Origin of the sequence: Treponema peruense, from assembly GCF_016117655.1 — a bacterium.
GTDB classification, from domain to species: domain Bacteria; phylum Spirochaetota; class Spirochaetia; order Treponematales; family Treponemataceae; genus Treponema_D; species Treponema_D peruense.
The window spans coordinates 2,051,733-2,074,654 of the sequence record NZ_CP064936.1 but is presented as its reverse complement, the minus strand read 5'-3'; the positions used below and the strand labels follow the sequence as shown (position 1 = coordinate 2,074,654).

The window sequence follows — 22,922 nt, the reverse complement described above, 5'->3', positions numbered from 1 at the left end:
AATTTTCCGCTAATTCTAGACTTCAGGATGGATTTTTATGAAGAAAGTATTGAAAGTTCTGGCCGTTGCAGCTACAGTTACGGCACTTGTATGCTCTTGTTCTTCGGGAGCAAAAGTAACAAAAATCGGTGTTATTCAGCTTGTTGAACACCCGGCCCTTGACGCTTCTTATAAGGGTTTTGTTGACGGACTCAAGGCCGCCGGTTATGAAGACGGAAAGAACATAAAGATTGACTACGAAAATGCCCAGGGCGAACAGGCCAACTGCGTTACTATCGCAGACAAACTTGTTTCTACACGCAGCGATCTTATTCTTGCAATTGCAACTCCGGCTGCACAGGCTGTAGCAAACAAGACAGAGCGCATTCCTATTCTTGTTACTGCCGTTACAGACCCCGAAAGTGCAGGTCTTGTAAACAGCAACAAACTCCCCGGAACAAACGTAAGCGGTACTTCTGACCTTACTCCGGTTGCAGCTCAGATTGATCTTCTCAAAAAGATTTTCCCGAATGCAAAAAAAGTCGGAATGCTTTACTGCTCAAGCGAAGAGAATTCAAAGTTCCAGATAGACATTGCGAAGGAAGCATGTGACAAAGTGGGACTTTCCTATGTAGACGCAACTGTTTCAAACACAAATGAAGTTCAGCAGGTTGTACAGAGCCTTGTCGGAAAGGTAGACGCAATTTATACTCCTACAGACAACATGATTGCAAGCTGCATGGCTACAGTAGCACTTGTTACAAACGAAGCAAAAATTCCTGTAATCTGCGGTGAAAGCGGAATGGTGGACAAAGGCGGACTTGCCACATACGGAATCAACTACTACGAACTTGGAAAACAGACTGCAACTATGGCTGTAGATATTCTCAAGAACGGAAAAAAGCCTGCAGAAATGCCTGTACAGTATCTGAGTACCTGCGACTTTACATACAATCCTGACACTGTAAAGATTCTTGGAATTGAACTTCCTTCAGATCTTCTTAAATAAGTTTTCTGCTTTTTTACGGAACATTTGCCGCCGTCCGGTATGAAAGTGCTTGTACCGGGCGTTCTTTACAGACAGCTGTTTTTGACCGGAAACAAGGTATTATGCCTGACTCCGGTCTTTTTTTTAAAGAATTTCGTCATAAAACGGCGGTTCACAATTCCATTCCATCGAATTCTCTGCTATAATTCTTTCTATTATGTCAGATTTTTTTGTTGCATTTTCCGGTGCTATGGTTGGTGCCGTTGCCCAGGGTGTTCTCTGGGGAATTATGGCTTTAGGCGTTTACATTACGTTTAAAATTCTTGATTTTGCCGACATGACAGTTGACGGAAGCTTTGCTTTGGGTGGCTGTACCTGTGCAATTCTTATTGTAAACGGAATAAACCCTCTTATTGCCGTTCTTATAGCTACAATAGCCGGAGCCCTTGCCGGATGCATTACCGGTCTTCTTACCACAAAACTCAAAATTCCCGGAATTCTTGCTGGAATTCTTATGATGCTGGCACTTTATTCAATAAACCTTCACATTATGGGAGGCCCTAACCAGCCTTTGTCAAGAGCGCATGTTACCATAATGAATTTCTTTAACAATCTGTTCAATCTGTCAGAAATTTTTGAAGATACGGCAACATCAGTTTCAAGTCTGATTACCGGAGTTATTTTTAGTGCTGCACTTATTGCCATTATGTACTGGTTCTTCGGAACAGAAGTCGGCAGTGCAATCCGCGCAACGGGAGATAACCCCAATATGAGCCGCGCACAGGGAATAAGTACAGACAAAATGCAGATTCTGGCCCTTATGATAGCAAACGGTCTTGTTGCCATGAGCGGCGCTCTTGTTATGCAGCAGCAGCGCTTTGGTGACGTAAGCATGGGAATCGGAACAATTGTTATTGGCCTTGCTTCAATAATTATCGGTGAAGTAATATTCGGCCGCAGATTCGGCTTCTGGTGGAGCCTGCTTTCTGTTGTTTTCGGTTCAATAATTTACAGACTTATTATCGCGATTGTTCTTCAGCTTGGAATGAAAACACAGGACCTTAAGCTTTTGTCTGCTGTTGTTGTAGCCGTAGCACTTTCTGTTCCTGTAATAAAACAAAAGATGTCGCACCATAAAAAAAATACAGGAGTTAAAAATGCTTAAAGTTGAACATGTTTCAAAAACCTTTAATCCTGGTACAATAACAGAGCGCAAGGCTCTCAGAGATATAAGTCTTACGCTGAATGACGGCGATTTTGTCACTGTTATCGGCGGTAACGGAGCGGGAAAGTCAACTCTGCTCAATCTTATTGCCGGCGTTCACTTTTGTGACGAAGGTTCAATTCTTCTGGACGGTGAAGATATTACTGCCCAGCCTGAATATGTACGTGCAAAATACCTGGGACGCGTTTTTCAGGACCCGATGATGGGAACCTGCGCTTCCATGGAAATTCAGGAAAATCTTGCACTTGCATACCGCCGCGGAAAAAAGCGTGGTCTTGGCTGGGGGATAACACCTGCCGAGCGTGAAGAATACAAAAAACAGCTTTCACTTCTGGAACTAGGGCTTGAAAACAGAATGTCTGCAAAAGTAGGACTTCTTTCGGGAGGTCAGCGACAGGCTCTTACACTGCTTATGGCGACTTTGCAGAAACCTAGGCTTCTTCTGCTTGACGAACATACAGCTGCCCTTGACCCGAAAACAGCACACAAAGTTCTGGAACTTACCGAGCATTTTGTAAAGCGCGACCATCTTACTACCTTTATGGTCACCCACAATATGAAAAATGCAATCCACTATGGCAACCGCCTTATTATGATGCTTGACGGAAAAATTGTGTACGAAGCCAGTGGAGAAGAAAAACAGAATCTTCAGGTTTCTGACCTTCTTCAGAAATTTCAGACAGCCAGCGGAAACGAAGATGCGGTTTCTGACAGAATGATGCTCAGCTGAATAAAATTGGGGATGTAATATTGCCTATGAATACAGTAGAAGATTCTAACTATGAATATCAGATAAAGGCGTATCTTGATGCAATACGTTGTTTCGGTGAAAATACCGATGACTATCTGTATGTCTATGAGATAAGAAAAAATCGTCTCTGGTTTTCGGGTAATGCCATAAGGGAAAAATACAATCTGCTGAAAGATGGCAAAGAGTATTGTTCCCTTGATGAATGGTTTTCCATTGTCTATCCCCCGGATATTAAATTCCTTAAGGAATCTACTGTTTCGCGCCGGTGGAATAAAAAAAACACTTATAACATCAACTACAGGATACTTGATAAAGATAAAAATCCAATCTGGGTAAATAACCGCGGAAAACTCCGTTTTGATGAAGCTGGAAAACCTCTTGTACTGGTTGGACGTGTGTCAGATGTTGTCCTCAAGCAGATGGTGGATCCCCTGACTAATCTTTTTAACAAGACCAAACTTCTTGAAGACGGGAAAAATGCACAGAATTCCGGAATCAGGGGTTATTTTCTTCTTGTAGGAATTGACGATTTAAGAAAGATAAACATAAAGTACGGCTGGGACTACGGTAACAGAATAATTATGCATGTTGCAGAAACGCTTAATGAATTGTCACAGGGAAAGTACGGGGTTTACCGCATGGACGGCGACTGTTTGGCAGTAAGGCTAGTAAATGCGACAAAAGAGGAAACCCAAAATTTTTTTGACGAAGCCCAGAAAATTCTTTCACTGACCTGTACAATTTCGGGCGGTTCTGCGGAATTCAAAAACAAAAAAGGCGAAGCAGAAAATGCCTACCAGTATGCAGAAGAAGCTCTTTCCAAGTCAAAAAAAGTTTCAAAGGCAATGCTTCAGTTCTTTTCTGAAGAAGACTATAAGAAAAAAATCGCCGACACTCTTCTTCTTGATGAATTGAACCAGAGTGTAAAAAACGGCTTCAGGGGATTTTCCCTTTGTTACCAACCGCAGATTAAATCTTCTGTCTATGATTTGTTCGGTGCAGAAGCCCTTTTGAGATACAATTCCCCCTCTGTCGGAAGACAGATGCCTGACCGCTTTATTCCGATGCTGGAAAATTCCGGTCTTATTTATCCTGTCGGGCTTTGGGTACTGGAAACTGCCCTTAAACAGTGCGCAGTATGGAGGAAAAACAGCCCCAAATTCCATATAAGTGTAAACGTTTCCTATGTTCAGCTTAAAAATTCGCATATTACACGGGATGTGCTTGATAAACTTTATGCATCAGGTCTTCCCGGAAGTGCGCTTACAATAGAAATTACAGAATCAATGCAGCTTCAGGATTATGAACACTTTAACGAAATTGTTTCTGCCTGGAAAGAAGAGGGAATAGAAATTTCTGTAGATGATTTTGGAACAGGCTATTCTTCACTTGCTTATTTGAAAAATCTTGCAGTTGATGAAATTAAAATAGACAAAAGTTTTGTTTCAAAAGTTTATACGAATACATATAATTACCTGCTTCTGAAAAACATGATGGACCTTGCAGACTCAACACAGATTCGTGTATGTTGCGAAGGTGTCGAAGATGACAAGGAACTTCAGGTACTCGAAGAACTGAACCCGTTTTTATTCCAGGGATATCTCTTTTCAAAACCCTGCGAAAAGAAAGACTTCGAAAAACTCTTTTTTAACGGTGACAATTCTGAATACAAGGAATTACGGAAGAAAATCAGCGGCATCCAGAAAAAGAATTTTGACCGTTTTTTGAATTTCAAACCGCTTGAAGTTCTTAAGGCTACAGAAGTGGGACTTTGGATAATGCGCATTGACAAAAAAGCCGGGGTTTACGAAATGTATGCCGACGAAACAATGCGCCATGTTATGGGAGCGTCAGACAAAAATCTTTCTCCCGAAGAATATTATCAGTTTTGGTATTCGCGCATAAATTCCGGTTACTACACATATGTTCTGGAGTCGCTGGACAGGATGGCCCATGACGGAAGTATTGTTCAGTTCCAGTACACATGGATTCACCCTGAACTCGGAGATGTTCTTGTACGCGGAACAGGAGCCAGAATAGAAGACAGCGACGGAATGGTTTGTCTTCAAGGCTACCACGGTATGATAAACAATCTTGTTCGGCCGGAATTTATAGAAAAGGCTGTAATGGCCGAATCTTTTGACTACGATGAAAACCGCGGAATGATTTACTTTCATTCACAGAGAAGCCTTCTTGCAGGTGAAGAAATCCACGAAGGAAACTTTCCTGAGTCCTGGATTAATAAAAAGATTGTTCATCCCCATTTTGCCAGTGACTTCAGAAAAATTTTTATCGGCGTAGACAAAAAAGATAATTTTGACGATATGGAACTTATGCTCAAAACCAAGCATGGTGATTACGGCTGGTTCAAACTTTCTGCCAGGCATCTTGGACTTTCTGAAGATGAAAAGAGTTCTTTGTTTGTGCAGCTTGTTCAGGAAGATAACGAAAGGCTTGTAAATCTTGAAAATATGCGCATCAAGGACTTTTACATGGCAAGTCTTTCGGACTCAATTGCCTATGCCGAGCTTGACATGGAATGCGGATGGATTCAGGAACTTGGTGGTCTCTGGCAAAAATTGGAAAATGAATTTGAAGGAAAGGTAGACAATCTTCTTCAGTATCTTTCTGACAAAAGAAATGAATGTGCAGGCGAAGATTCTTATATTGGAGTAGAAAAAGAATATTCCGGTGAAGGTCTGCGCAAGTTTATTGAAAGTGAAACCGACAAAAAGACACGCTTCGTTATCTACAAAAGCATAATAGAGGGAAACGAACGCTGGGTAAAACTGGTTATTCATACCTTTAAGGATAATTTTTCTGGAAGTGTATATGCCCTTCTTTGCCTTAAGGATGTAGATGAGCGCATAAAAAATGAAATTGTTCTTAAGGAAGTTGCAGAAAAAGATTCCCTGACGCATCTTTTGAACAGAAAATCTTTTGAAAAGCACATTGACGGTTATCTGGATTTTGCCGGACGTTCAGGAGAAGGCGTTTACATTCTGTTTGATATAGACTACTTTAAGAGCATAAACGATAAATTTGGACACCTTAAGGGAGATGAAATTCTTAAAAAAAACGGCACATATTCTTTTTGACACGTTTAATGAAACCGGACTTGTAGGACGCTACGGCGGTGATGAATTCCAGGTGTTTATTAAAGGTGCGCAGAAGAGGGAAAAGATAGAAAGCGTTATGGTAAAACTGTATAAATCCCTTGAAGAGATGAATCTTCACTGCAGTGCCGGAGTTGCCTTTGTCAATGCAAAAGAATTTTCATTCAACGAAATGTTCAGCCGTGCAGATGATGCCCTTTACTGGTGTAAGAAAAACGGCAGAAGCAAATACAAATTCCACGAAGATTTCAAGAAAGAATATTAAAAAAAAAGGGGCTGTTCAAAAAGTTTGGACAGCCCCTTTTGTTCATGGATTATATTACTTAAGGTTAATCATGCTCTTGTCATAGTCTGTCGGCGGTACGAAGCCCATGAGTTCCATAATTGTTGCCGGCCATGAAGAGATTCCAAGACCTTCGTTAAGTTTTGTATTGTCATATTCGCCCTTGTATTCAGGATCATAAATGATTCCGGGAACAGGGTTAAGGCTGTGGCTTGTTTTTGCCTTTGGTTCACCGTCTGCGTTTTTCTTTACGCTTCCGTCTTTTGCGTGCTCGAACATATCGTCACTGTTACCGTGGTCTGCAGTTACACACATAATTCCGCCGGCTTCCTTGATTGCATCACGGATTCTTCCAAGCTGAAGATCCATTCCTTCCATTGAACAGACAACGGCATTGAAAACACCAGTGTGTCCTACCATGTCTCCGTTGGGGAAGTTGAGTCTTATGTGGTCGTATTTTCCGCTCTTTATGGCTTCAACTACCTTGTCTGTGATTTCTGCACATTTCATCCACGGACGCTGCTCAAAAGGTACTACGTCAGACTTGATTTCGATGTAGTCTTCGAGCTTTTCGTCGAACTTGCCGAGTTTGTTTCCGTTAAAGAAGTAAGTTACGTGACCGTACTTCTGTGTCTCGGAAATTGCCATGAGAGAAACACCTGACTTTGTAAGGTATTCACCCATTGTTCTGTCAATTGACGGCGGTGAAACAAGATACTGTGCCGGAATATGAAGGTCTCCGTCGTATTCCATCATTCCTGCATATTCAACTGCCGGAACTCTCTTTCTGTCAAAGTGGCTGAATTCTGCATCTGCGGGAGTTTCGAAAGCTGCTGTCATTTCAAGAGCTCTGTCTCCGCGGAAGTTAAAGTAAATTACACTGTCACCGTCGTTGATTGTTCCGACTGGCTTTCCGTCTTTTGAAATAATGAATTCGTGCATGTCCTGATCAAGAATGCCGGGAACTTCCTTGCGGTATGTTTCGATGGCTTCTGTTGCAGATGCAAACGCCCTTCCTTCGCCAAGAACATGTGCCTTCCATCCTCTTTCTACCATGCTCCAGTCAGCATTGTATCTGTCCATGGTAAGGTACATTCTTCCTCCGCCTGAAGCAATTCTGTAGTCGCAGTCTTTGAAAGAAGCAAGAAATTCTTCGAGCGGTGTGATGTATGTAAGTGCAGAAGTCGGGTCAACGTCGCGTCCGTCAAGAAGTGCATGTACGCGAACAGACTTTACTCCTTCTTTGTTTGCTTCTGTAATCATTGCCTTGAGGTGGTCTATGTGTGAGTGAACGTTACCGTCAGAAACAAGACCAATAAAGTGAAGGGTAGTGTTCTTTGTATTTACATTGGATACAAGCTTTTTCCAGGTATCTGCCTTGAACATTGAACCTGAAGTGATTGCGTTTGAAACAAGCTTTGCACCCTGGGCAAAAACACGTCCGCAGCCCATTGCGTTGTGACCTACTTCGCTGTTTCCCATGTCTGCATCTGAAGGAAGTCCTACTGCTGTTCCGTGTGCCTTAAGCCGTGTGTGTGGTGCATTGGCTGTGAGCCAGTCCAGATATTTCATTCTAGATGCCTTTACTGCATCTCCTTCTTCATATTTACCGTATCCTACACCGTCCATGATAACAAGAACTACAGGACCGCGGCGGCCTTTCCAGTTGGGGTTCTTCTGTAATGCGTGCATTGTGTCGGGTTTTACTGTTTCAGACATATTAACTCCTGTATAAAAATATATTGACCTGTTTTAATAAAAAAACGGCCCTCAGTGAAGGCCGCTTTTCTTGATTTAGATGTTTGTAATAAGAAGCGTCTTTGAATCAAGCTTAAGCGTGGACTCAAGGTCCGTCTTTTTGCCCATCTTAAGGATGCTTACCTGTGTTACAGAACTCTTGGAAACAAGATGAATTACTGCAGTGAAGTATTCGAGAAGAGCCTTGGGAGCTGAATCCTCAAGTTTGTCTCCTTCTGCAGTTGCACTGATCCAGACTCTTGTCTTTGTAGCTTTTGCATAGCTTGCAACAGCCTGAATGTCTGCTTCCTTAACTTTAGAGAAGTCTACACCGTCAATAACTACACCTGCAACAGCGATTCCGCCGGCTTTAAGTGCGTTAAGTGTGTTGACAACCTTTTCAAGATTAAAGTTATCCTGATTAAAGTTAAGGATTGTGCGGTTGCGTACAATCTGATCCTTTACATCTGCTGCATTTGCGATAGTCTTTTTCTTTGAAATCTCGTTGTAGATTCCGTCGTACCAGGAAATGACATTTTCGCTGTGCTGGTCAAATGAAACGTGAACAAGCTGTTTTCCATTCAGAAGAGTGTCCATTCCAAACTGAACCAGAACGGATGTCTTTCCGAGACCCTTCTTTGCAGTAACAAGTCCGAGTTCTCCAGCCTTGAGTCCACCGTTTGTAGCTTCATCAAATGCGCGGATAGGACTGCGCTCAAAAAGTTCCTGTTTTGCCATAATAATTCCCTCTTAGGATTCTGACTAATCATGTACCGCACTGATTATTGGTCAGTGCAGCACACATTCACTTATTTTGCCAATCCGGCCTTGCGCTTTTCTGCATAAGCCTTGATAAGCTCGTCTGCAACAGCGTTAGGAACCTTTCCGTACTTTTCGAATTCCATTGTGAATTCTGCCTTTCCCTGTGTAGAAGAGCGGAGAATTGTTGAGAATCCGAACATTTCTGAAAGAGGAACTTCTGCGTTGACAGTTGAGTTTCCGGCTTCATCAGAAGAGTCAATGATAACACCGCGGCGCTGGTTTATAAGACCAAACATATTTCCCTGGAATTCAGCAGGTCCTGCAAGCTGAACCTTCATGATAGGCTCAAGAATAACAGGTTTTGCCTTTGAGTATCCTTCACGGAATGCTCCGATAGCAGCAGTCTGGAAAGCGATATCTGAAGAGTCAACAGGGTGGTACTGTCCATCATTGATTGTACATCTTACGCCGACAACAGGTGCACCGATAAGTGAACCCTTTTCGAGAGCTTTTTTGAATCCCTTGTCGCAGGAAGGAATGTATTCGTTAGGAATTGCTCCTCCCTTGATTGCGTCTACGAACTCGTAGTCCTTGTCAGAAATAGGCTCCATGAATCCGGCTACGCGGCCGTACTGTCCGGAACCACCAGTCTGCTTCTTGTGTGTGTAGTTGAAGTCTGCGCGCTGTGTGATTGATTCGCGGTATGCTACTTCTGGCTGTGAAACTACAACTTCGCACTTGTATTCACGCTTCATGCGTTCTACATAAACTGCAAGGTGAAGCTCACCCATTCCCTTGATGATTGTCTGGTTTGATTCAGGATCAACGTAAGTCTGGAATGTCGGGTCTTCCTTTGTAAATCTGTTGAGAGCCTTTGACATGTTGGCTGCATCTGACTTGTTAACAGGTGTAATGGCTTCTGAAATAACAGGTTCAGGAACGAACATTGAAGTCATTGCATAGTTGAGTCCGCCGCCGCAGAAAGTGTCTCCTGATGCACAATCAACACCGAACAGGGCGATAATGTCACCAGGCTGTCCTTCGTTAATATCTTCCATTGCAGCAGAGTTCATGCGGACAATGCGACCAACCTTGAACTTTTTCTGTGCTCTAGTATTGAAGAGTTCGTCACCCTTTACAATCTTTCCCTGGTAGATGCGGACATAAGTAAGCTGTCCGTACTGTCCGTCGTCAAGTTTGAATGCGAGTGCAACACAGGGCTTGTCTGCAACATTGAAAAGCTCTACCTGAGTTTCGTTGTTGTCAAGGTCAAGACCGTAGTTATGTACTTCAGTCGGGTTCGGCAGATAGCGGATAACACCGTCAAGAAGCGGCTGGATACCCTTGTTCATGTGGGCAGAACCGCAGTATACGGCTACAAACTGCTCTGCAAGTGTTCCCTTGCGGATAGCTGCAATAATTTTGTCCTGGTCTACGTTGTCGTATCCGTTTTCCATGATGTCTTCCATGAGGGAGTCATCGAACATAGATGCTGCGTCAAGGAGTTCCTCGCGCTTTGCCTTTGCTTCATCAACAAGTTCTGCAGGAATTTCTGCGACGCGTACGTCTACACCGTCGTTTCCTTCGAAGTAGTATGCTTTCATGGCGATAAGGTCTACAACACCCTGGAGCTTGTCTTCGAGACCGATAGGAAGCTCTACCATGTAGGAGTTAAGACCGAGCTTTTCGCGGAGCTGTTTGCAGACACGGAGTGGATTTGCACCCTGGCGGTCGCACTTGTTAACGAATGCGATGCGGGGAACATGATAGCGCTTTAACTGGCGGTCTACAGTGATTGACTGTGACTGAACACCGGCAACTGCACAGAGAACAAGGATAGCACCGTCAAGAACACGGAGCGAGCGTTCTACTTCGACTGTAAAGTCAACGTGGCCCGGAGTGTCGATAAGGTTAATCGTTGTGTCCTTCCACTGAACCTGTGTAGCTGCAGACTGAATTGTGATTCCGCGCTCACGCTCCAGTTCCATGTTATCCATAACAGCGCCAACGCCGTCTTTGCCATGTACTTCATGGATCTGATGAATCTTGTTGCAGTAGAACAAGATACGTTCTGACAGTGTTGTTTTACCAGAGTCAATGTGGGCGCTGATTCCGATATTACGTACTTTTGTAATATCAAAGCTCATATTGTATACCTCTCAAAAAAGAATCTTGAGTCTGTGCATGATGCAACCGAAAAAGATGGCTGTGCACAATGCAATCATTCTAGATACTATAATAGAAAAAATCGGTAATTTCAATAGAATTTCATTGTTATTGCAAATATTTGCGTTAAATAGTTTAACTTTGCAATAAATGTCATTATTCTGTGCAATTTTCATTCAAGCTGTACAGTGTAATCCAGAGCGATTTTTGCAGTCCATCTGAAATTTTTGCTTTTACTGCCGAAAGAAGCCGAAATTCCACATTCGAATTCAGGTTCTTCTGCAAGTGTTATTGAAAAGTCTGCGGTACTGCGCTGCAGTATTGAATTTTTTGGTGAAAGACTCTGTGACGCAGAAAGTTTTGAAGAAGATGTTTTTTTTGCAAACGAAACGCTTGTTCCCGAATATAAAGATCCGAAGGTCTTTTTTACGCTGCACTGAACTGAATTTTTTAAAGCCGGTTCTTCGTTTTCGAGGCTTATTTCTGTGCTTTGCGAAAGGGTTGACGAAAGTCCCCGTGTTTTATATGAAAGTGCTGCTTTTGTGCAGAAAAATGCATATTCTGTTCCGCTTTTGCCACTCTGTCTTTTTCTTGCGGCGTGTGCTGTAAGTCCTGCTGCAACTGCCGATTTTTCAAGGCGGAATGTGTACTGCGGTGTTATACTGATGCTTTCTTTTGTTGAAGGTACTGTTCCGGATGAAGTAATTGTCTGCGGGTCCGAAACAAAATAGGATGTTCCCAGCATAAAATCCCCCAGAACAAGAAAATTGTGTGTTCTGACCCATGGAAGCACGCCTCCGAACGGATTTTCGTATATTCCAAAGGCTGTGGAACTTCTGAAAGCGGGTGCCATAAAATTTGCTTCTGCACCGAGGGCCGCGTAGTTTTTTTGGGGAAATGCTTTTTTTGAAAGAAACCAGGACGAAGAAGCGCCTGTCCCGTACTTGAGGGAAGCTGCGGTTACCGAAAGTGAAATTTTTGGAAACGGACCTGCACTGAAAGATTTGTCAGCGGCCAGAATGAATTCGCAGTCAGGAATATATGCTGCCTGAAGCCGCGGCATAAGTGAATGTTTGTCTGACGGTGCAAGACTTATTGCTGCCGAAAACGGTTTTTGTGCACTGGTAAAGGAAGGGAGCGAGGGGTTTATACCGGGCGTGAGTGTTATTGGCCTGCATAATGCTGACGGAACTGAGGGAACAGGGTTTTTAAGGCGCGAAACTGTTCCCGAAAAAGACAGCGTACCTGCCAGTAAATCTATATTTAATGGAAGAAAGTTTACATTTTTGTTAATGCGTGCGCCGTATCTGACCTTATGGAAAGAGGCAATGTCCTGAGGCGAAAAGTCACCTGCCTTATTTAGATTGATTTTGTCGGTTCCCGTTCCGGCTGTTATTTTAAGGCAGCCCGCGCTTATGCTTGTTCCTGCGTCGTATCTTAGACTCGGCTGTTCAATGCAGGAACTTACCGATGTGTATGTTTCGAAGGCCCAGTTTGTTCCGGCCGGCTTTTTCTGCGGAAAGACAGATTTTGGCAGGAACAAAACGGCTGCTGTTATTAAAATAAATTTTCTCATCACTTATATATATGCCGTGGAATTCCAGTTTGACAAAAAAAATTAAAAATAAGCAGAAAAAAATGGATTCGGTTTATTTTGTTTTAATTTCTGCGGAATCGGGCTTTGGTTCTTGCAATTAAGGGTAAAAAACTGTACAATATGCGAAATTTTACTTATATTTGCATGTCTGTCTGTAACCGCTTCTAGGTACAGGGGAAAATCTAACTTAGTGTTGTATAGTTTATGTTTTTCAAAAGCGGTTCTGGGCCTTCATGTGGGTTTTAAAGAGGAACCGTTATGGAAGAAATCAATGATCAGTTTGATGACGTCCTAGCTATGCCCTCAGAAGAAATCGGTGCTGATGAATCCAGAGAAAATGATTCTGATGCAATTTCTTTTGCGGACCTTGGACTTGATGAGATAACTCTTGCTGCAATTGAACGCAAGGGTTTTGTTACACCTTCTCCTATTCAGGTACTGGCAATTCCGCGCCTTTTGAACGGAGATGCCAATGTTATTGCACGTGCTCGTACCGGTACAGGCAAAACGGCGGCTTTTGGACTCCCGCTTGTACAGCAGCTTAGAAGTGAAGGCGACCACGTAAGGGCAGTTATTCTTGAGCCTACACGTGAACTTGCCATGCAGACCTGTACAGAAATGGCTTCTTTTTCTACAGGGAAATATCCGCGTACAGCTGTAGTTTACGGTGGTGCTTCTATTGGAGAGCAGATACGTTCACTTAAGCGCGGTGTAGAAATTGTTGTCGGAACTCCGGGACGTGTTCAGGATTTGATTGACCGCGGCGTTCTTAACCTTGACAAGATTGACTATTTTATTCTTGACGAAGGCGACGAAATGCTTGACATGGGATTTGTTGATGACATCGAAAATATTTTTTCATGTGCAAATCCTGACTGCCGCGTTCTTTTGTTTAGTGCGACAATTCCCGCTCCTATTCTTAAGATTGCCCAGAAGTTTATGGGTGACTACGAGATTGTAGAAGAAGAGGGACATGAAGAAGAGCCGCTTCTTATTGAACAGAAATACTGGATGGTGCGCGAAAACGAAAAAGTCGAAGCTCTTGTGCGCCTTATTGATATTTCGCCGGATTTCTTTGGACTTGTTTTTGTTCAGAAAAAGACAGATGCCGATTATGTCTGCAAGGCTCTGGACGAAAAAGGTTACCAGGTTGCAGCCCTTCACGGTGATATTCCCCAGGGACAGCGCGAAAAGATCCTTGCAAGATTCCGCTCAAAGAAGACACGCATTCTTGTAGCTACAGATGTTGCAGCCCGCGGAATTGACATTGAAGGACTTACACATGTCGTCAACTACGAGTTGCCGTTTGACGGTCCGACATACGTTCACCGCATCGGACGTACAGGTCGCGCCGGTGCTACGGGAATGGCAATAACTTTTGTGCGCCCTGAAGAAAAAAGACGCCTCGGTTATCTTAGAAGTGCAATCAGAAGAAGTGCAAAAGGCGAAATGAACGAGGGAACAATTCCTTCTGTTGAAGACGTTCTTACTGCAAAAAGAGGACGTCTGTTTGACGACATCAAAAACAGCCTTGGACTCAATGCAGAACGTGCCGCTTCTTTGGAAAACACAGATACAGAAAATGCAGAAGAAGCTTCTGTACCTCACCTCAGAAAGGGTGATCCTATTTTTGAAACAATGGCCGAAGAGCTCTGTTCCGGTCAGAATGCCCAGGAAGTTGTAGCTTCACTTCTTTCTGCAACATACGGCGGAATGCTCAGCAAGAATCGTTATGGAAAAATCAATACGGTTTCAGGCGGACGCAATTTTGACCGTTCTGACAGGGGAGACCGCAGAGAACGTGACCGTGGTTCCCGCAGAAGTGTTACTGTCGGTGATGACCAGATAAGGCTTTATGTTCAGATGGGATGGCAGGACGGCTACAATCCAAGAAAGATTGCAGACTACTTCAGCAACCTTCTTAACATTCAGGGACGCCAGGTAGATAACATTGATATGGCCGACAGATTCTGTCTTTTGAGTCTTCCTGTTGAAGCCGGAAAAAAGGCTCTTGAACTTTCTGCGTCAGATTCAGGAATTCCACACATGCACCAGGATACAAAGGTTGACTTTGCTGGAAGGGGTGACTCTTTTGGAAGAAGACGCGGCGGCCGACGTGACTTTGACCGCGGTGACAGACGCGACCGTGGATTCAGGGACCGCGACAGAAACCGTGACGGATTCCGTTCAAGAGGGGCAAAGGGCGGTTCGCATTCAAGACCGGGTGTACATACTGCAACCCAGCGAAGCGGACAGGCATCTTTCTTCAAGAAGTCGTCTTCGTCACAGGAATATTAATGCAACGGGCTGTCTTTAAGGGGCGGCCCTTTTTTTATTGAGGCTCGTACGGCTTGTAACTGTCGAGCCACCTGATTACAGGAACCCTCCAGTCATCTTCCAGGGCACCTTCGAGTAAAAGCCTTTCAAACATAAACTGAATGTAAGAATTGATTTCTTTTTTGTCTGCATCCGTAATATCGGTTGAGTTTTTGAAGAGATCGTTTATAAAGTTTACTGCCATCTGCGGCGTAAAAAGTTCTGGAGTAATTTTTGTAAGCATATACAGCGCCGCCGGAATGCAGTTTACGCTGTGCTGTTTTACGTAGAGAACAGTTTCACCTATGGCAACAGCCTGAGCATACAATTCGCTGTTCCATTGTTCGCTTTCCTGCTGTGTAAATGATTCTCTCTTGAAAAGCATTCTGTAAAAACTGTAGCACAGGCATACTACGACAATATGCAGGCTTGGAACACACAGGTAATGCGGGTCTGCTCTCTGAACATTTGTTACGGCTCTTGATTCGGGGCATTTGGGGCGGTATGTTGTAGTCATTGAGTATGTGTACATTTTGTATGCTTCTTTGTAGCAGCGTTTAATGTAACGCAGGAATTCTATAGAAAGTTTTGCTCCCTGTTTTATGCCGAATCTTTTTTGCATCATTACAATAGGGCGTATCCAGTAATTTATAAAATCAAGATAGCAGTCAATATGGTCAGGCCTAAACGGAACTTTCTGATCCAGTTCGTTGTCTACGTGTTTTACTGGGAAATGAAAAATGTGGATTTTCTGCAGGTACTGGAGCATAAAGAATTTGTTTGCGACAACAAATATGTATGATGCAATTGCGGGCAGTCCCAGAATGTGGCCGATTGGAAGTGTTGCATATGCATAAAGTACGTTGAATGATTTTAACGGCCTTCCTGCGAATTTTCTGATTCTTTTTTCTGACGGTGCCTTTGCTGTTCCCTGGCGGTACGGGAATTCTTTTTTTGTGGTTTTGCTGTTAGTATTTTTCATTTTCCAAATACCTTTTTTGCAACTGCTACTGTTTCCATGGCATCTTTTGAGTAATAGTCTGCTCCTATTTTTTTTGCATAGTCTTCTGTAAGAACAGCGCCTCCTGCAACTATAGCGCATTCTCTTCCATGTTCTGAAAGTGTTGTTTTCAAAAGACTGATTGTTTTTTCCATGTTGGCGACGGTTGTGGTCATAAGTGCGCTTAGCCCTACAAGCTGTATATTGTGTTTTATTACAGTGTCTACTATGGTCTGGGCAGGTACATTTTTTCCAAGGTCAATGACAGTGTAACCGTAGTTTTCGAGCATGGCCTTTACGATGTTTTTTCCTATATCGTGAATGTCACCGTAAACTGTTGCAAGAACAATTGTACCTTTGCTTTCCTGTTTTGCTCCTGTTGCGGCAAGATTTTCCTTTATTTTTGAAAAAGAGTTTCCTACTGTTTCTGCACTGAGCAACAGCTGCGGAAGAAATTTTTTTCCGTTTTCAAAATCTTTTCCTACACTGTCCAGTGCGGGAACAATGCAACCGTTTATTATTTCTACAGGTTTTTTGTTTTGAAGCAGCCGTTCTGTTACGACGGCGGCGCGGTCTTTGAAGCCGTTTTCTATTATTTTGATGAGCTCTGTTTCATCGGTTGCGGAAGAGCACTTTTCTGTGCTGAGTGAATTTTCTGTTGCAGAAGAGGGCTGTGGTGAGGAAGTTAAGGGGACTGCCGCCACCGTGTTAGCGGACTGCGCGTTTTCTTCTGCCGGCCTTACGGTTCCGTTTTTTAAAGCCTGCTCGACCACCGCGTCACGTGCCTTTTTTGTGGTCGGGTCCAGTGTACCTGTGTATGTGTTAATGAAGTCAATGCAGTTCAAATCGAATCCAGCCAGTGTTCTGTATGCCCTGTAAGTGTCCATCATCTGTGCGCTGGCCGGGTTTATTATACATGCGCTTAATCCTGCGTTCAGGGCCAGCATAAAGAAACGACTGTTTATTATGTCGCGTCTTGGAAGCCCGAACGAAATGTTTGAAACGCCAAGAATGAACCCCAGTCCCTGCTCTGAAAATTCATCATGCAGAATTTTTATTGCCCTGACTGTTTCAAGTGCAGTTTTTTGTTCTGAACTTACCGTGAGCGTAAGCGTGTCTATAAAAATATCGCGCGGCTGTATTCCGTATTTTTGGGCTTCGGCAATTATGCGTTTTGCAACTGCAACCCGTCCTTCTGCAGACGGCGCTATTCCGTCTTCGTCAATACAAAGTGCAACTACTGCTCCCCCGTATTTTTTTATTAACGGAAATATTTTGTCCATTGATTCGCGCTTTCCGTTTACGCTGTTTACAAGTGGTTTTCCGTTGTAGTATCTGAGCGCTTTTTCTATTACATGCGGTTCGCTTGAGTCTATCTGAAGCGGTGTGTTGAATGTTGACTGGATTGTGCGCACGGCTTTGAGCATCATGGCAGCTTCGTCAATTTCTGGAAGTCCCGTGTTAACGTCCAGTACATGAGCCCCGCCTTCTATCTGGCTTTGGGCTTCTGAAAGAATAAAGTCCATGTTCTGTGCGATAAGTGCTTCACGGCATTTTTTCTTTCCTGTGGGATTTATTCTTTCTCCTACAATGACAGGTCCTGCTGTTCCGCCTATTCTTACGGTTTTGTTTCCTGAACATATTCTTGCGCAGTCCGATTTGTTTTCATTCTGGGTGCGGGTAAGTTCTGAAACGACTTTTACCATTTCTTCTATGTGTGCAGGCGTTGTTCCGCAGCAGCCTCCCAGAACTGCCGCTCCCGTCATAAAATTTTTTTTCTGCGACAGGGCAAATTCATGTGGTTCTGTTTTGAATACGTCTTTTCCGTCTATGACAACAGGAAGTCCCGCGTTGGGCTGAACGAGAACAGGTATGTGTGAAAAAGTGCAGTACTGTTGTGCGAGCTGTTCGTCTTCTTCAAGAGTGCCGCCGCAATTAAACCCAAGTACGTCTACTCCGAGCGATTCAAGATAGGTTACGCAGGTTTCGGCATCGGCTCCGGTGAGTGTTCGCAGATTGGGCTGGAAAGTCATGCTGGCAATTATGGGAAGGAAAGTGTTTTCTTTTATTGCAAGAACTGCCGCTTTGACTTCGTAAAGGTCGCTCATCGTTTCTATAAGTGCAAGATCGGCTCCGGCTTTTTCTGCGGTGACTGCGGCTTTTTTATAGGATTCGTAGGCTTCGTCAAAGGTAAGACTTCCCATCGGTTCCATGAGTTTTCCTATCTGCCCAGAGTCCCACGCGATGTAGTGCGGCTTTTGTTCTGCGCCTGTGCTTGAAGATTCTGCTTCATGTTTTTGGACTGCAGCGTGCGCTATCTGTACGGCCTTTGTGATGTATTCTTCTGCTGAATGTGCGGCATGTTCGAGTTTTATGGGGTTGGCGCCGAATGAGTTTGTTGTTACGATGTCACATCCGGCGTTAAGGTACATGAGATGTATGTTTTCTATTGAGTCCGGGCTGTAGAAATTCAAATCTTCGGGAACGGCATATTTTACGGCAACCGTTTTCTGAATCATGGTTCCCATTCCGCCGTCAAAGAAAATGCATTTTCCTTCGCTGATTTTTGATTTTAAAAACTGCCTGAAATCTTTTTTTTGGTCAGCGTTTGTTGTTGCACTGTTTTTATAATTCATTGCTTGCCTTTATGATTGAGTCTATGTTTTTTAAAATGTCTTCTGCTATTGACGGTTTGTTCATTGTGTAAATGTGAATGCCACGTACGCCGTTTGTTATGAGATCAATAATCTGGTCTGTGGCGTATGCTATTCCAGCCTGTCTCATTGCTTCGGGTTTGTATTCAAATTTGTCGCAGATTGAAAGAAGCTTTGCAGGAACGTATGCCGAAGAAAGTTTTATCATTCTGCTTACCTGTGAGCTGTTTGTAATTGGCATTATTCCTGCAAATACCGGAACATGTATTCCTCTGCTCTGAAGCCTGTATAGATAACTGTAGAGCATGTTGTTGTCAAAAAACATTTGTGTTGTAAGAAAGTCTACGCCGGAATCAACTTTGTACATAAGATTGTCCATGTCGTCCTGTCTGTTGGCGCTTTCGGGATGTCCTTCGGGGTAACATGCTCCTCCTACACACATGCCATGGTCTTTGAGTATGCGCACAAGATCGCTTGCGTGGGTAAGACCTTCTGTAAGTACAGAGCCTGAATCTGAATTCTGCGGAATGTCACCGCGGAGTGCAAGTACGTTTTCTATTTTGTTTGCTTTCATTTTGGCAATTACTTTTTCTACTTCGTTTTTTGTATTTCCTACGCAGGTTAAGTGCGCCAGTGCCGGTGTTCCGAAGTCTATGAGTTTTGAAGCGATTTCTACAGTGTTGCCTTTTGTTGTTCCGCCTGCTCCCCATGTTATGCTCATGAAGTCAGGGTTGAGTGCGCTCAGTTCTTTTGCCGCAGAAACAACGTTGTCAAAATTTGCCTGCTGCTTTGGAGGAAAAATTTCAAATGACAGAAGAACTTTTTTTTCTTTAAGAATATTTGTTATTTTCATTGTAACCCCTTTTTTGCTTCTATATTGATTGTGCAGATTTTTCTAATTCGTCCAGTTTTCTTAGACGCTGTTCGTCAATTTTAACCAGAAGATTTTTTTCCTGCGTTGGAAGAACAAGCCCTTTTGGACCGTTTTTTGCCCTTCTTAAATATTTTACCTGCGTGTAATAAAGATCTGCCTGTCCGTTGCGCCTTGCCTTCGAGTGGTATACTGCAAGGTTTCCGGCATACAGAAGAATGTCCAGCGGAACTGTTTTGTCGCGCCTTGCCCTGATGAATACGTAACCGCCTGCATAGTCTCTTGCGTGAAGCCACATGTCCTGTCCTTTTACGGTGTGGCGCAGAAGTTCGTCGTTTTCTGCTGCGGTTCTTCCTACAATTATTGTCCATCCGTCAATTTCGTAATGAAGACCGGCATGCGGTTTTTCTGTTTTCTGTTTGGGCTTTGTGTCTTTTCTGAGCATCTGCTCAATCTTTATGACATTTTTTTCGTTGAGCATTGCGTTGTACTGCGCGTCCAGTGCGGCAATTGTTTTTTTTGCCATATCAATATCATGCGCGAGTGCATCCTGTCCCGAAACTGCTTTTTTGTACTGTTCGTAGTACACGGCTGCATTTTCCTGAACGCTTTTGGAAGGATCTATTTTTATGTGAACTTCAAGTCCTGTGTCGTAGTCAGTGCAGTCGAGCATTCCGCCTTTGGCATCCTGTCCGAAAGATAAAATAAGATCGCCGGTGTGCTTGAGTTTTGCCGCGTCAGAAAAGTTATTCTGCTTTTCAAGAAGTCTCTGGAGGGCTGCTTCCATTTTGCTGTGCTTTACGTTGTACCATTTCTGTGCCTGTGCAAGCAGCGTTTCTCTTGAAAGAATGTGTGCGTGTTCAGAATAGAAAATATCTACTTTACGGTTAAAGGTGAGCGGCTGTTCTTTTTTTGCGGAACCTGCTGCGGAATGTGTTGCTGTATTTTTCCCGGAATATTCTGCTGTAATTTCGTCAAAGGTACGCACCGGGAATTTTTGAAGCGCTTCTTTTTTTTCTTCGGCAGTTGCTTCTCTTTCCTGAATTTCAAAAGTTCCGCCTGTTACTTCACCTTTTTTTGGTCTGCGGAACATGCAGTCCTGGATGATTCCGGCTTCATCTGTTACGATAACATTTGCTGCTCCCGACCAGAGTCTTATGTAAATAAAAAAGCGTTCCTTCCATGTAGAAACGTCCATTTTTATTATGCGGTCAAGTGCAATCTGGCGGCAGGAATTTATTCTCATTCCCTGAATGTGTGATTTTAAAAATTCATTAAAGCGCAGCGGTTTTTCGTTTTTGGGTATGCGCGTGCGTGTTTCGTTTATTCTGCAGGCTTGGGGTGCCGTACAAATTATTATTGTAGAAACGCTTCCTTTGTTTACAATTCTGAATGCGAGTGTGTCGAACCCCGGCTGGACAATTTCCTGAATAAAAGAACCCGGAAGGTCAAGTTCGCTCAGAATAGTGTTTATTTCATTGCAGTTAAGAGACATGCAGTAACTCCGCTTAAGTTTTGACTTGGCACGTGCCTTCTATTATATCATTTTATACGGTAAAATTTCAACAATAAGACTATATTAAGATAATTAAGACAATCAGCCGTTGAAAAAATCGGCAGTAACGTATAAAATCAAAGGCTATGATAAAAGCCACTGGTTCTCAGATAATTGTTAAACTTCTTGAATTGGAAGGAATTAAGACCGTTGCGGGAATTCCCGGCGGATCTATTTTGCCTTTGTATGATGAATTGAATAAAAGCGGAATAAACCATATTCTTGTACGACAGGAGCAGGCTGCAGGTTTTATTGCACAGGGTATGACGCGCTCTACCGGAATTCCTGCTGTCTGTATGGCAACAAGCGGACCGGGCGCAATGAATCTTCTGACTGCGATTGCCGATGCCCGCTGTGATTCCGTTCCTATTGTTGCATTTACCGGCCAGGTCAACAGCGCCCTTATCGGAACAGATGCTTTTCAGGAAGCCGATACATTCGGTCTGTCGTTTCCTATTACAAAGCACAGTGTTATGGTAAAAAACGCACTGGATCTTCTTACGGTTGTTCCGCAGGCTTTTGCTATTGCTGTAAGCGGAAGGCCGGGACCTGTTCTTATAGATGTGCCGCGTGATGTTCAGACTGCAGTTGTAGAATTTGAAGACTGGCCAAAAATTGCGTCTGTTTATGAAGGAAAGCATTCTGCCCTTGCAAAGAAATTCTGCACTCCCGAAAGTGAAGTTCCTGCTGTAATAGAAACTATGGCACAGACACTTGCGGTTGCAAAAAAGCCGGTTCTTTATGCCGGCGGCGGTTGTAATTCTTCTGATGCTTCTCGTGCGATTGCCGCTTTGCTTTCTGTTTATGACTGCGCAGTGGTTTCGAGCCTTATGGGAATAGGTGCTGTTCCGTCTTCTGCAAAAAACAATTTTGGTATGCTGGGAATGCACGGAAACTATGCTGCAAACAGGGCAATGCATGACGCCGATGTTGTGCTTGCAATGGGCGTGCGTTTTGATGACAGGGCAACCGGTGTTATTTCAAAATTCTGTCCTGATGCAAAAATTCTTCATATAGACATTGACGCAGCCGAAATAAATAAAATTCTTCCGGCGTACAAAGCGCTTGTAAAAGATGTAGAAAGTGCTGTTCCGCTTTTGGCAGAAAAAGTTGCCGCGGTCTGTTCTGTTAAGGGCAGCGGTAATGAAGAGGCTGCAGCCGCAAGAAAAGATTGGGTTTCTTCACTTGCAGAAATTTTTGTGCAGACAAAAACTGTTGAACTGGGCCGGCCTGCAAACCTTGAGTCTGTTAACCCAAGAGCGTTTATCCGTTCCATTCCGGAATTTGCTGCAAAGGCCGGTGTTGCCGCAGAGGATATTATTGTTACGACAGACGTAGGCCAGCACCAGATGTGGAGCGCACAGTATTACCCTGTTGAACTTCCGCGTCAGTTTCTTACAAGCGGTTCTCTTGGAACAATGGGATTTGGTCTTCCTGTTGCCTTGGGAGCGGCTGTTGCAAACCCGCAGAAGAGGGTAGTGTGCATTTCTGGTGACGGAAGTATTCTTATGAATATTCAGGAACTTGCTACCCTTGCCGAACTGAATCTTAATGTTACTGTAATTGTTCTTCAGAACGGTTCGCTGGGTATGGTAAGACAGCAGCAGGAATATCTGTTTGACAAAAATTACAGCGCAAGTATTTTTAAAAAGGTTCCGGACTTTATGAAAGTCGCCGCCGGTTTTGGAATAGATGCAGTTGATGCACTTGCAGATGACAAATGGTATGAAAAAGCCTTTGCCGCAGGTCCCCACTTTGTTAAGCTGGGAATTGACATGCAGGAAAATGTTCTGCCCTTTGTTCCCGCCGGAAAAGCAAATATAGACGCGGTGAGATAAAAAAACAATGGGGCTGTCTTAGAAGTTATCCAACACTTCATAAGGACAGCCTTTTTTTTTCATTTCAAAATCCTTTTTTCCATA

At 43.5% G+C, this 22,922-nt stretch carries 15 protein-coding genes; 7 read left to right on the top strand and 8 right to left on the bottom strand.

Annotation, left to right across the window (positions count from 1 at the left end; all coding sequences use genetic code 11):
* The first annotated feature begins 37 nt into the window (after nucleotides 1-37).
* The 5 genes from IWA51_RS09415 to IWA51_RS09395 all read left to right on the top strand — a co-directional run bounded on the left by IWA51_RS09415 (nucleotide 38) and on the right by IWA51_RS09395 (nucleotide 6,324).
* Nucleotides 38-988, top strand: a complete 951-nt coding sequence (locus IWA51_RS09415; protein WP_177527660.1) for an ABC transporter substrate-binding protein — start codon at nucleotides 38-40, stop codon at nucleotides 986-988.
* Nucleotides 989-1,184: 196 nt separating this feature from the next.
* Nucleotides 1,185-2,132, top strand: a complete 948-nt coding sequence (locus IWA51_RS09410; RefSeq protein WP_198442216.1) for an ABC transporter permease — start codon at nucleotides 1,185-1,187, stop codon at nucleotides 2,130-2,132.
* Nucleotides 2,125-2,922 (top strand): ABC transporter ATP-binding protein, encoded by a 798-nt coding sequence (locus IWA51_RS09405; RefSeq protein WP_177527658.1) that lies wholly within the window; start codon nucleotides 2,125-2,127, stop codon nucleotides 2,920-2,922. Before IWA51_RS09410 ends, IWA51_RS09405 begins: the two co-directional genes overlap by 8 nt.
* 26 nt (nucleotides 2,923-2,948) lie before the next feature.
* Entirely contained in the window at nucleotides 2,949-6,041 is a 3,093-nt protein-coding gene (locus IWA51_RS09400) for a sensor domain-containing diguanylate cyclase (RefSeq protein ID WP_198442215.1), read from the top strand.
* Nucleotides 6,004-6,324: a diguanylate cyclase gene (locus tag IWA51_RS09395; protein ID WP_198442214.1), complete on the top strand. Its 321-nt coding sequence runs from the start codon at nucleotides 6,004-6,006 to the stop codon at nucleotides 6,322-6,324. Before IWA51_RS09400 ends, IWA51_RS09395 begins: the two co-directional genes overlap by 38 nt.
* Before the next feature lie 54 nt (nucleotides 6,325-6,378).
* Here the strand turns inward: IWA51_RS09395 and gpmI are convergent, their stop codons facing one another.
* The 4 genes from gpmI to IWA51_RS09375 all read right to left on the bottom strand — a co-directional run bounded on the left by gpmI (nucleotide 6,379) and on the right by IWA51_RS09375 (nucleotide 12,583).
* The gene (gene gpmI / locus IWA51_RS09390) at nucleotides 6,379-8,061 is read right to left on the bottom strand and encodes a 2,3-bisphosphoglycerate-independent phosphoglycerate mutase (RefSeq protein ID WP_198442213.1); all 1,683 of its coding nucleotides are present in this window, start codon (nucleotides 8,059-8,061) and stop codon (nucleotides 6,379-6,381) included.
* Between the two features lie 75 nt (nucleotides 8,062-8,136).
* Nucleotides 8,137-8,817, bottom strand: a complete 681-nt coding sequence (locus tag IWA51_RS09385) for an ATPase domain-containing protein (protein ID WP_177527655.1) — start codon at nucleotides 8,815-8,817, stop codon at nucleotides 8,137-8,139.
* A 71-nt stretch (nucleotides 8,818-8,888) separates the two neighbouring features.
* Entirely contained in the window at nucleotides 8,889-10,988 is a 2,100-nt protein-coding gene (fusA, locus tag IWA51_RS09380) for an elongation factor G (RefSeq protein WP_177527654.1), read from the bottom strand.
* A gap of 191 nt (nucleotides 10,989-11,179) precedes the next feature.
* Nucleotides 11,180-12,583 (bottom strand): hypothetical protein, encoded by a 1,404-nt coding sequence (locus IWA51_RS09375; protein WP_198442212.1) that lies wholly within the window; start codon nucleotides 12,581-12,583, stop codon nucleotides 11,180-11,182.
* Between the two features lie 318 nt (nucleotides 12,584-12,901).
* On the opposite strand from IWA51_RS09375, the gene IWA51_RS09370 reads away from it, so the two are divergent.
* Nucleotides 12,902-14,902, top strand: a complete 2,001-nt coding sequence (locus IWA51_RS09370; protein WP_230402748.1) for a DEAD/DEAH box helicase — start codon at nucleotides 12,902-12,904, stop codon at nucleotides 14,900-14,902.
* A gap of 34 nt (nucleotides 14,903-14,936) precedes the next feature.
* Here the strand turns inward: IWA51_RS09370 and IWA51_RS09365 are convergent, their stop codons facing one another.
* The 4 genes from IWA51_RS09365 to IWA51_RS09350 are packed head-to-tail and all read right to left on the bottom strand — an operon-like array spanning nucleotide 14,937 to nucleotide 20,940.
* Nucleotides 14,937-15,902 (bottom strand): hypothetical protein, encoded by a 966-nt coding sequence (locus tag IWA51_RS09365; protein WP_198442210.1) that lies wholly within the window; start codon nucleotides 15,900-15,902, stop codon nucleotides 14,937-14,939.
* Nucleotides 15,899-18,556, bottom strand: coding sequence for a homocysteine S-methyltransferase family protein (locus IWA51_RS09360; RefSeq protein ID WP_198442209.1), 2,658 nt, complete (start codon nucleotides 18,554-18,556; stop codon nucleotides 15,899-15,901). Before IWA51_RS09360 ends, IWA51_RS09365 begins: the two co-directional genes overlap by 4 nt.
* Nucleotides 18,546-19,427 carry a methylenetetrahydrofolate reductase [NAD(P)H] gene (metF, locus tag IWA51_RS09355; RefSeq protein ID WP_198442208.1) on the bottom strand — a complete coding sequence of 294 codons (882 nt, stop codon included), beginning with the start codon at nucleotides 19,425-19,427 and terminating at the stop codon, nucleotides 18,546-18,548. The genes IWA51_RS09360 and metF overlap by 11 nt, the downstream gene beginning before the upstream one ends.
* A gap of 19 nt (nucleotides 19,428-19,446) precedes the next feature.
* Nucleotides 19,447-20,940 carry an NFACT RNA binding domain-containing protein gene (locus tag IWA51_RS09350; RefSeq protein WP_198442207.1) on the bottom strand — a complete coding sequence of 498 codons (1,494 nt, stop codon included), beginning with the start codon at nucleotides 20,938-20,940 and terminating at the stop codon, nucleotides 19,447-19,449.
* A 146-nt stretch (nucleotides 20,941-21,086) separates the two neighbouring features.
* Here IWA51_RS09350 and ilvB point away from each other — a divergent pair, with 146 nt between their 5' ends.
* Complete coding sequence (gene ilvB / locus IWA51_RS09345; RefSeq protein WP_198442206.1) at nucleotides 21,087-22,838, top strand: biosynthetic-type acetolactate synthase large subunit; 1,752 nt, start codon at nucleotides 21,087-21,089, stop codon at nucleotides 22,836-22,838.
* The last annotated feature ends 84 nt before the right edge of the window (nucleotides 22,839-22,922 follow it).

Coding starts and splice junctions, on each gene's coding strand:
- fusA (WP_177527654.1), bottom strand. CDS start 10,988: ATGAGCTTTGATATTACAAAAGTACGTAATATCGGAATCAGCGCCCAC.
- IWA51_RS09410 (WP_198442216.1), top strand. CDS start 1,185: ATGTCAGATTTTTTTGTTGCATTTTCCGGTGCTATGGTTGGTGCCGTT.
- IWA51_RS09405 (WP_177527658.1), top strand. CDS start 2,125: ATGCTTAAAGTTGAACATGTTTCAAAAACCTTTAATCCTGGTACAATA.
- IWA51_RS09385 (WP_177527655.1), bottom strand. CDS start 8,817: ATGGCAAAACAGGAACTTTTTGAGCGCAGTCCTATCCGCGCATTTGAT.
- IWA51_RS09395 (WP_198442214.1), top strand. CDS start 6,004: ATGAAATTCTTAAAAAAAACGGCACATATTCTTTTTGACACGTTTAAT.
- IWA51_RS09375 (WP_198442212.1), bottom strand. CDS start 12,583: ATGAGAAAATTTATTTTAATAACAGCAGCCGTTTTGTTCCTGCCAAAA.
- IWA51_RS09415 (WP_177527660.1), top strand. CDS start 38: ATGAAGAAAGTATTGAAAGTTCTGGCCGTTGCAGCTACAGTTACGGCA.
- IWA51_RS09350 (WP_198442207.1), bottom strand. CDS start 20,940: ATGTCTCTTAACTGCAATGAAATAAACACTATTCTGAGCGAACTTGAC.
- IWA51_RS09400 (WP_198442215.1), top strand. CDS start 2,949: ATGAATACAGTAGAAGATTCTAACTATGAATATCAGATAAAGGCGTAT.
- ilvB (WP_198442206.1), top strand. CDS start 21,087: ATGATAAAAGCCACTGGTTCTCAGATAATTGTTAAACTTCTTGAATTG.
- IWA51_RS09370 (WP_230402748.1), top strand. CDS start 12,902: ATGCCCTCAGAAGAAATCGGTGCTGATGAATCCAGAGAAAATGATTCT.
- IWA51_RS09365 (WP_198442210.1), bottom strand. CDS start 15,902: ATGAAAAATACTAACAGCAAAACCACAAAAAAAGAATTCCCGTACCGC.
- metF (WP_198442208.1), bottom strand. CDS start 19,427: ATGAAAATAACAAATATTCTTAAAGAAAAAAAAGTTCTTCTGTCATTT.
- IWA51_RS09360 (WP_198442209.1), bottom strand. CDS start 18,556: ATGAATTATAAAAACAGTGCAACAACAAACGCTGACCAAAAAAAAGAT.
- gpmI (WP_198442213.1), bottom strand. CDS start 8,061: ATGTCTGAAACAGTAAAACCCGACACAATGCACGCATTACAGAAGAAC.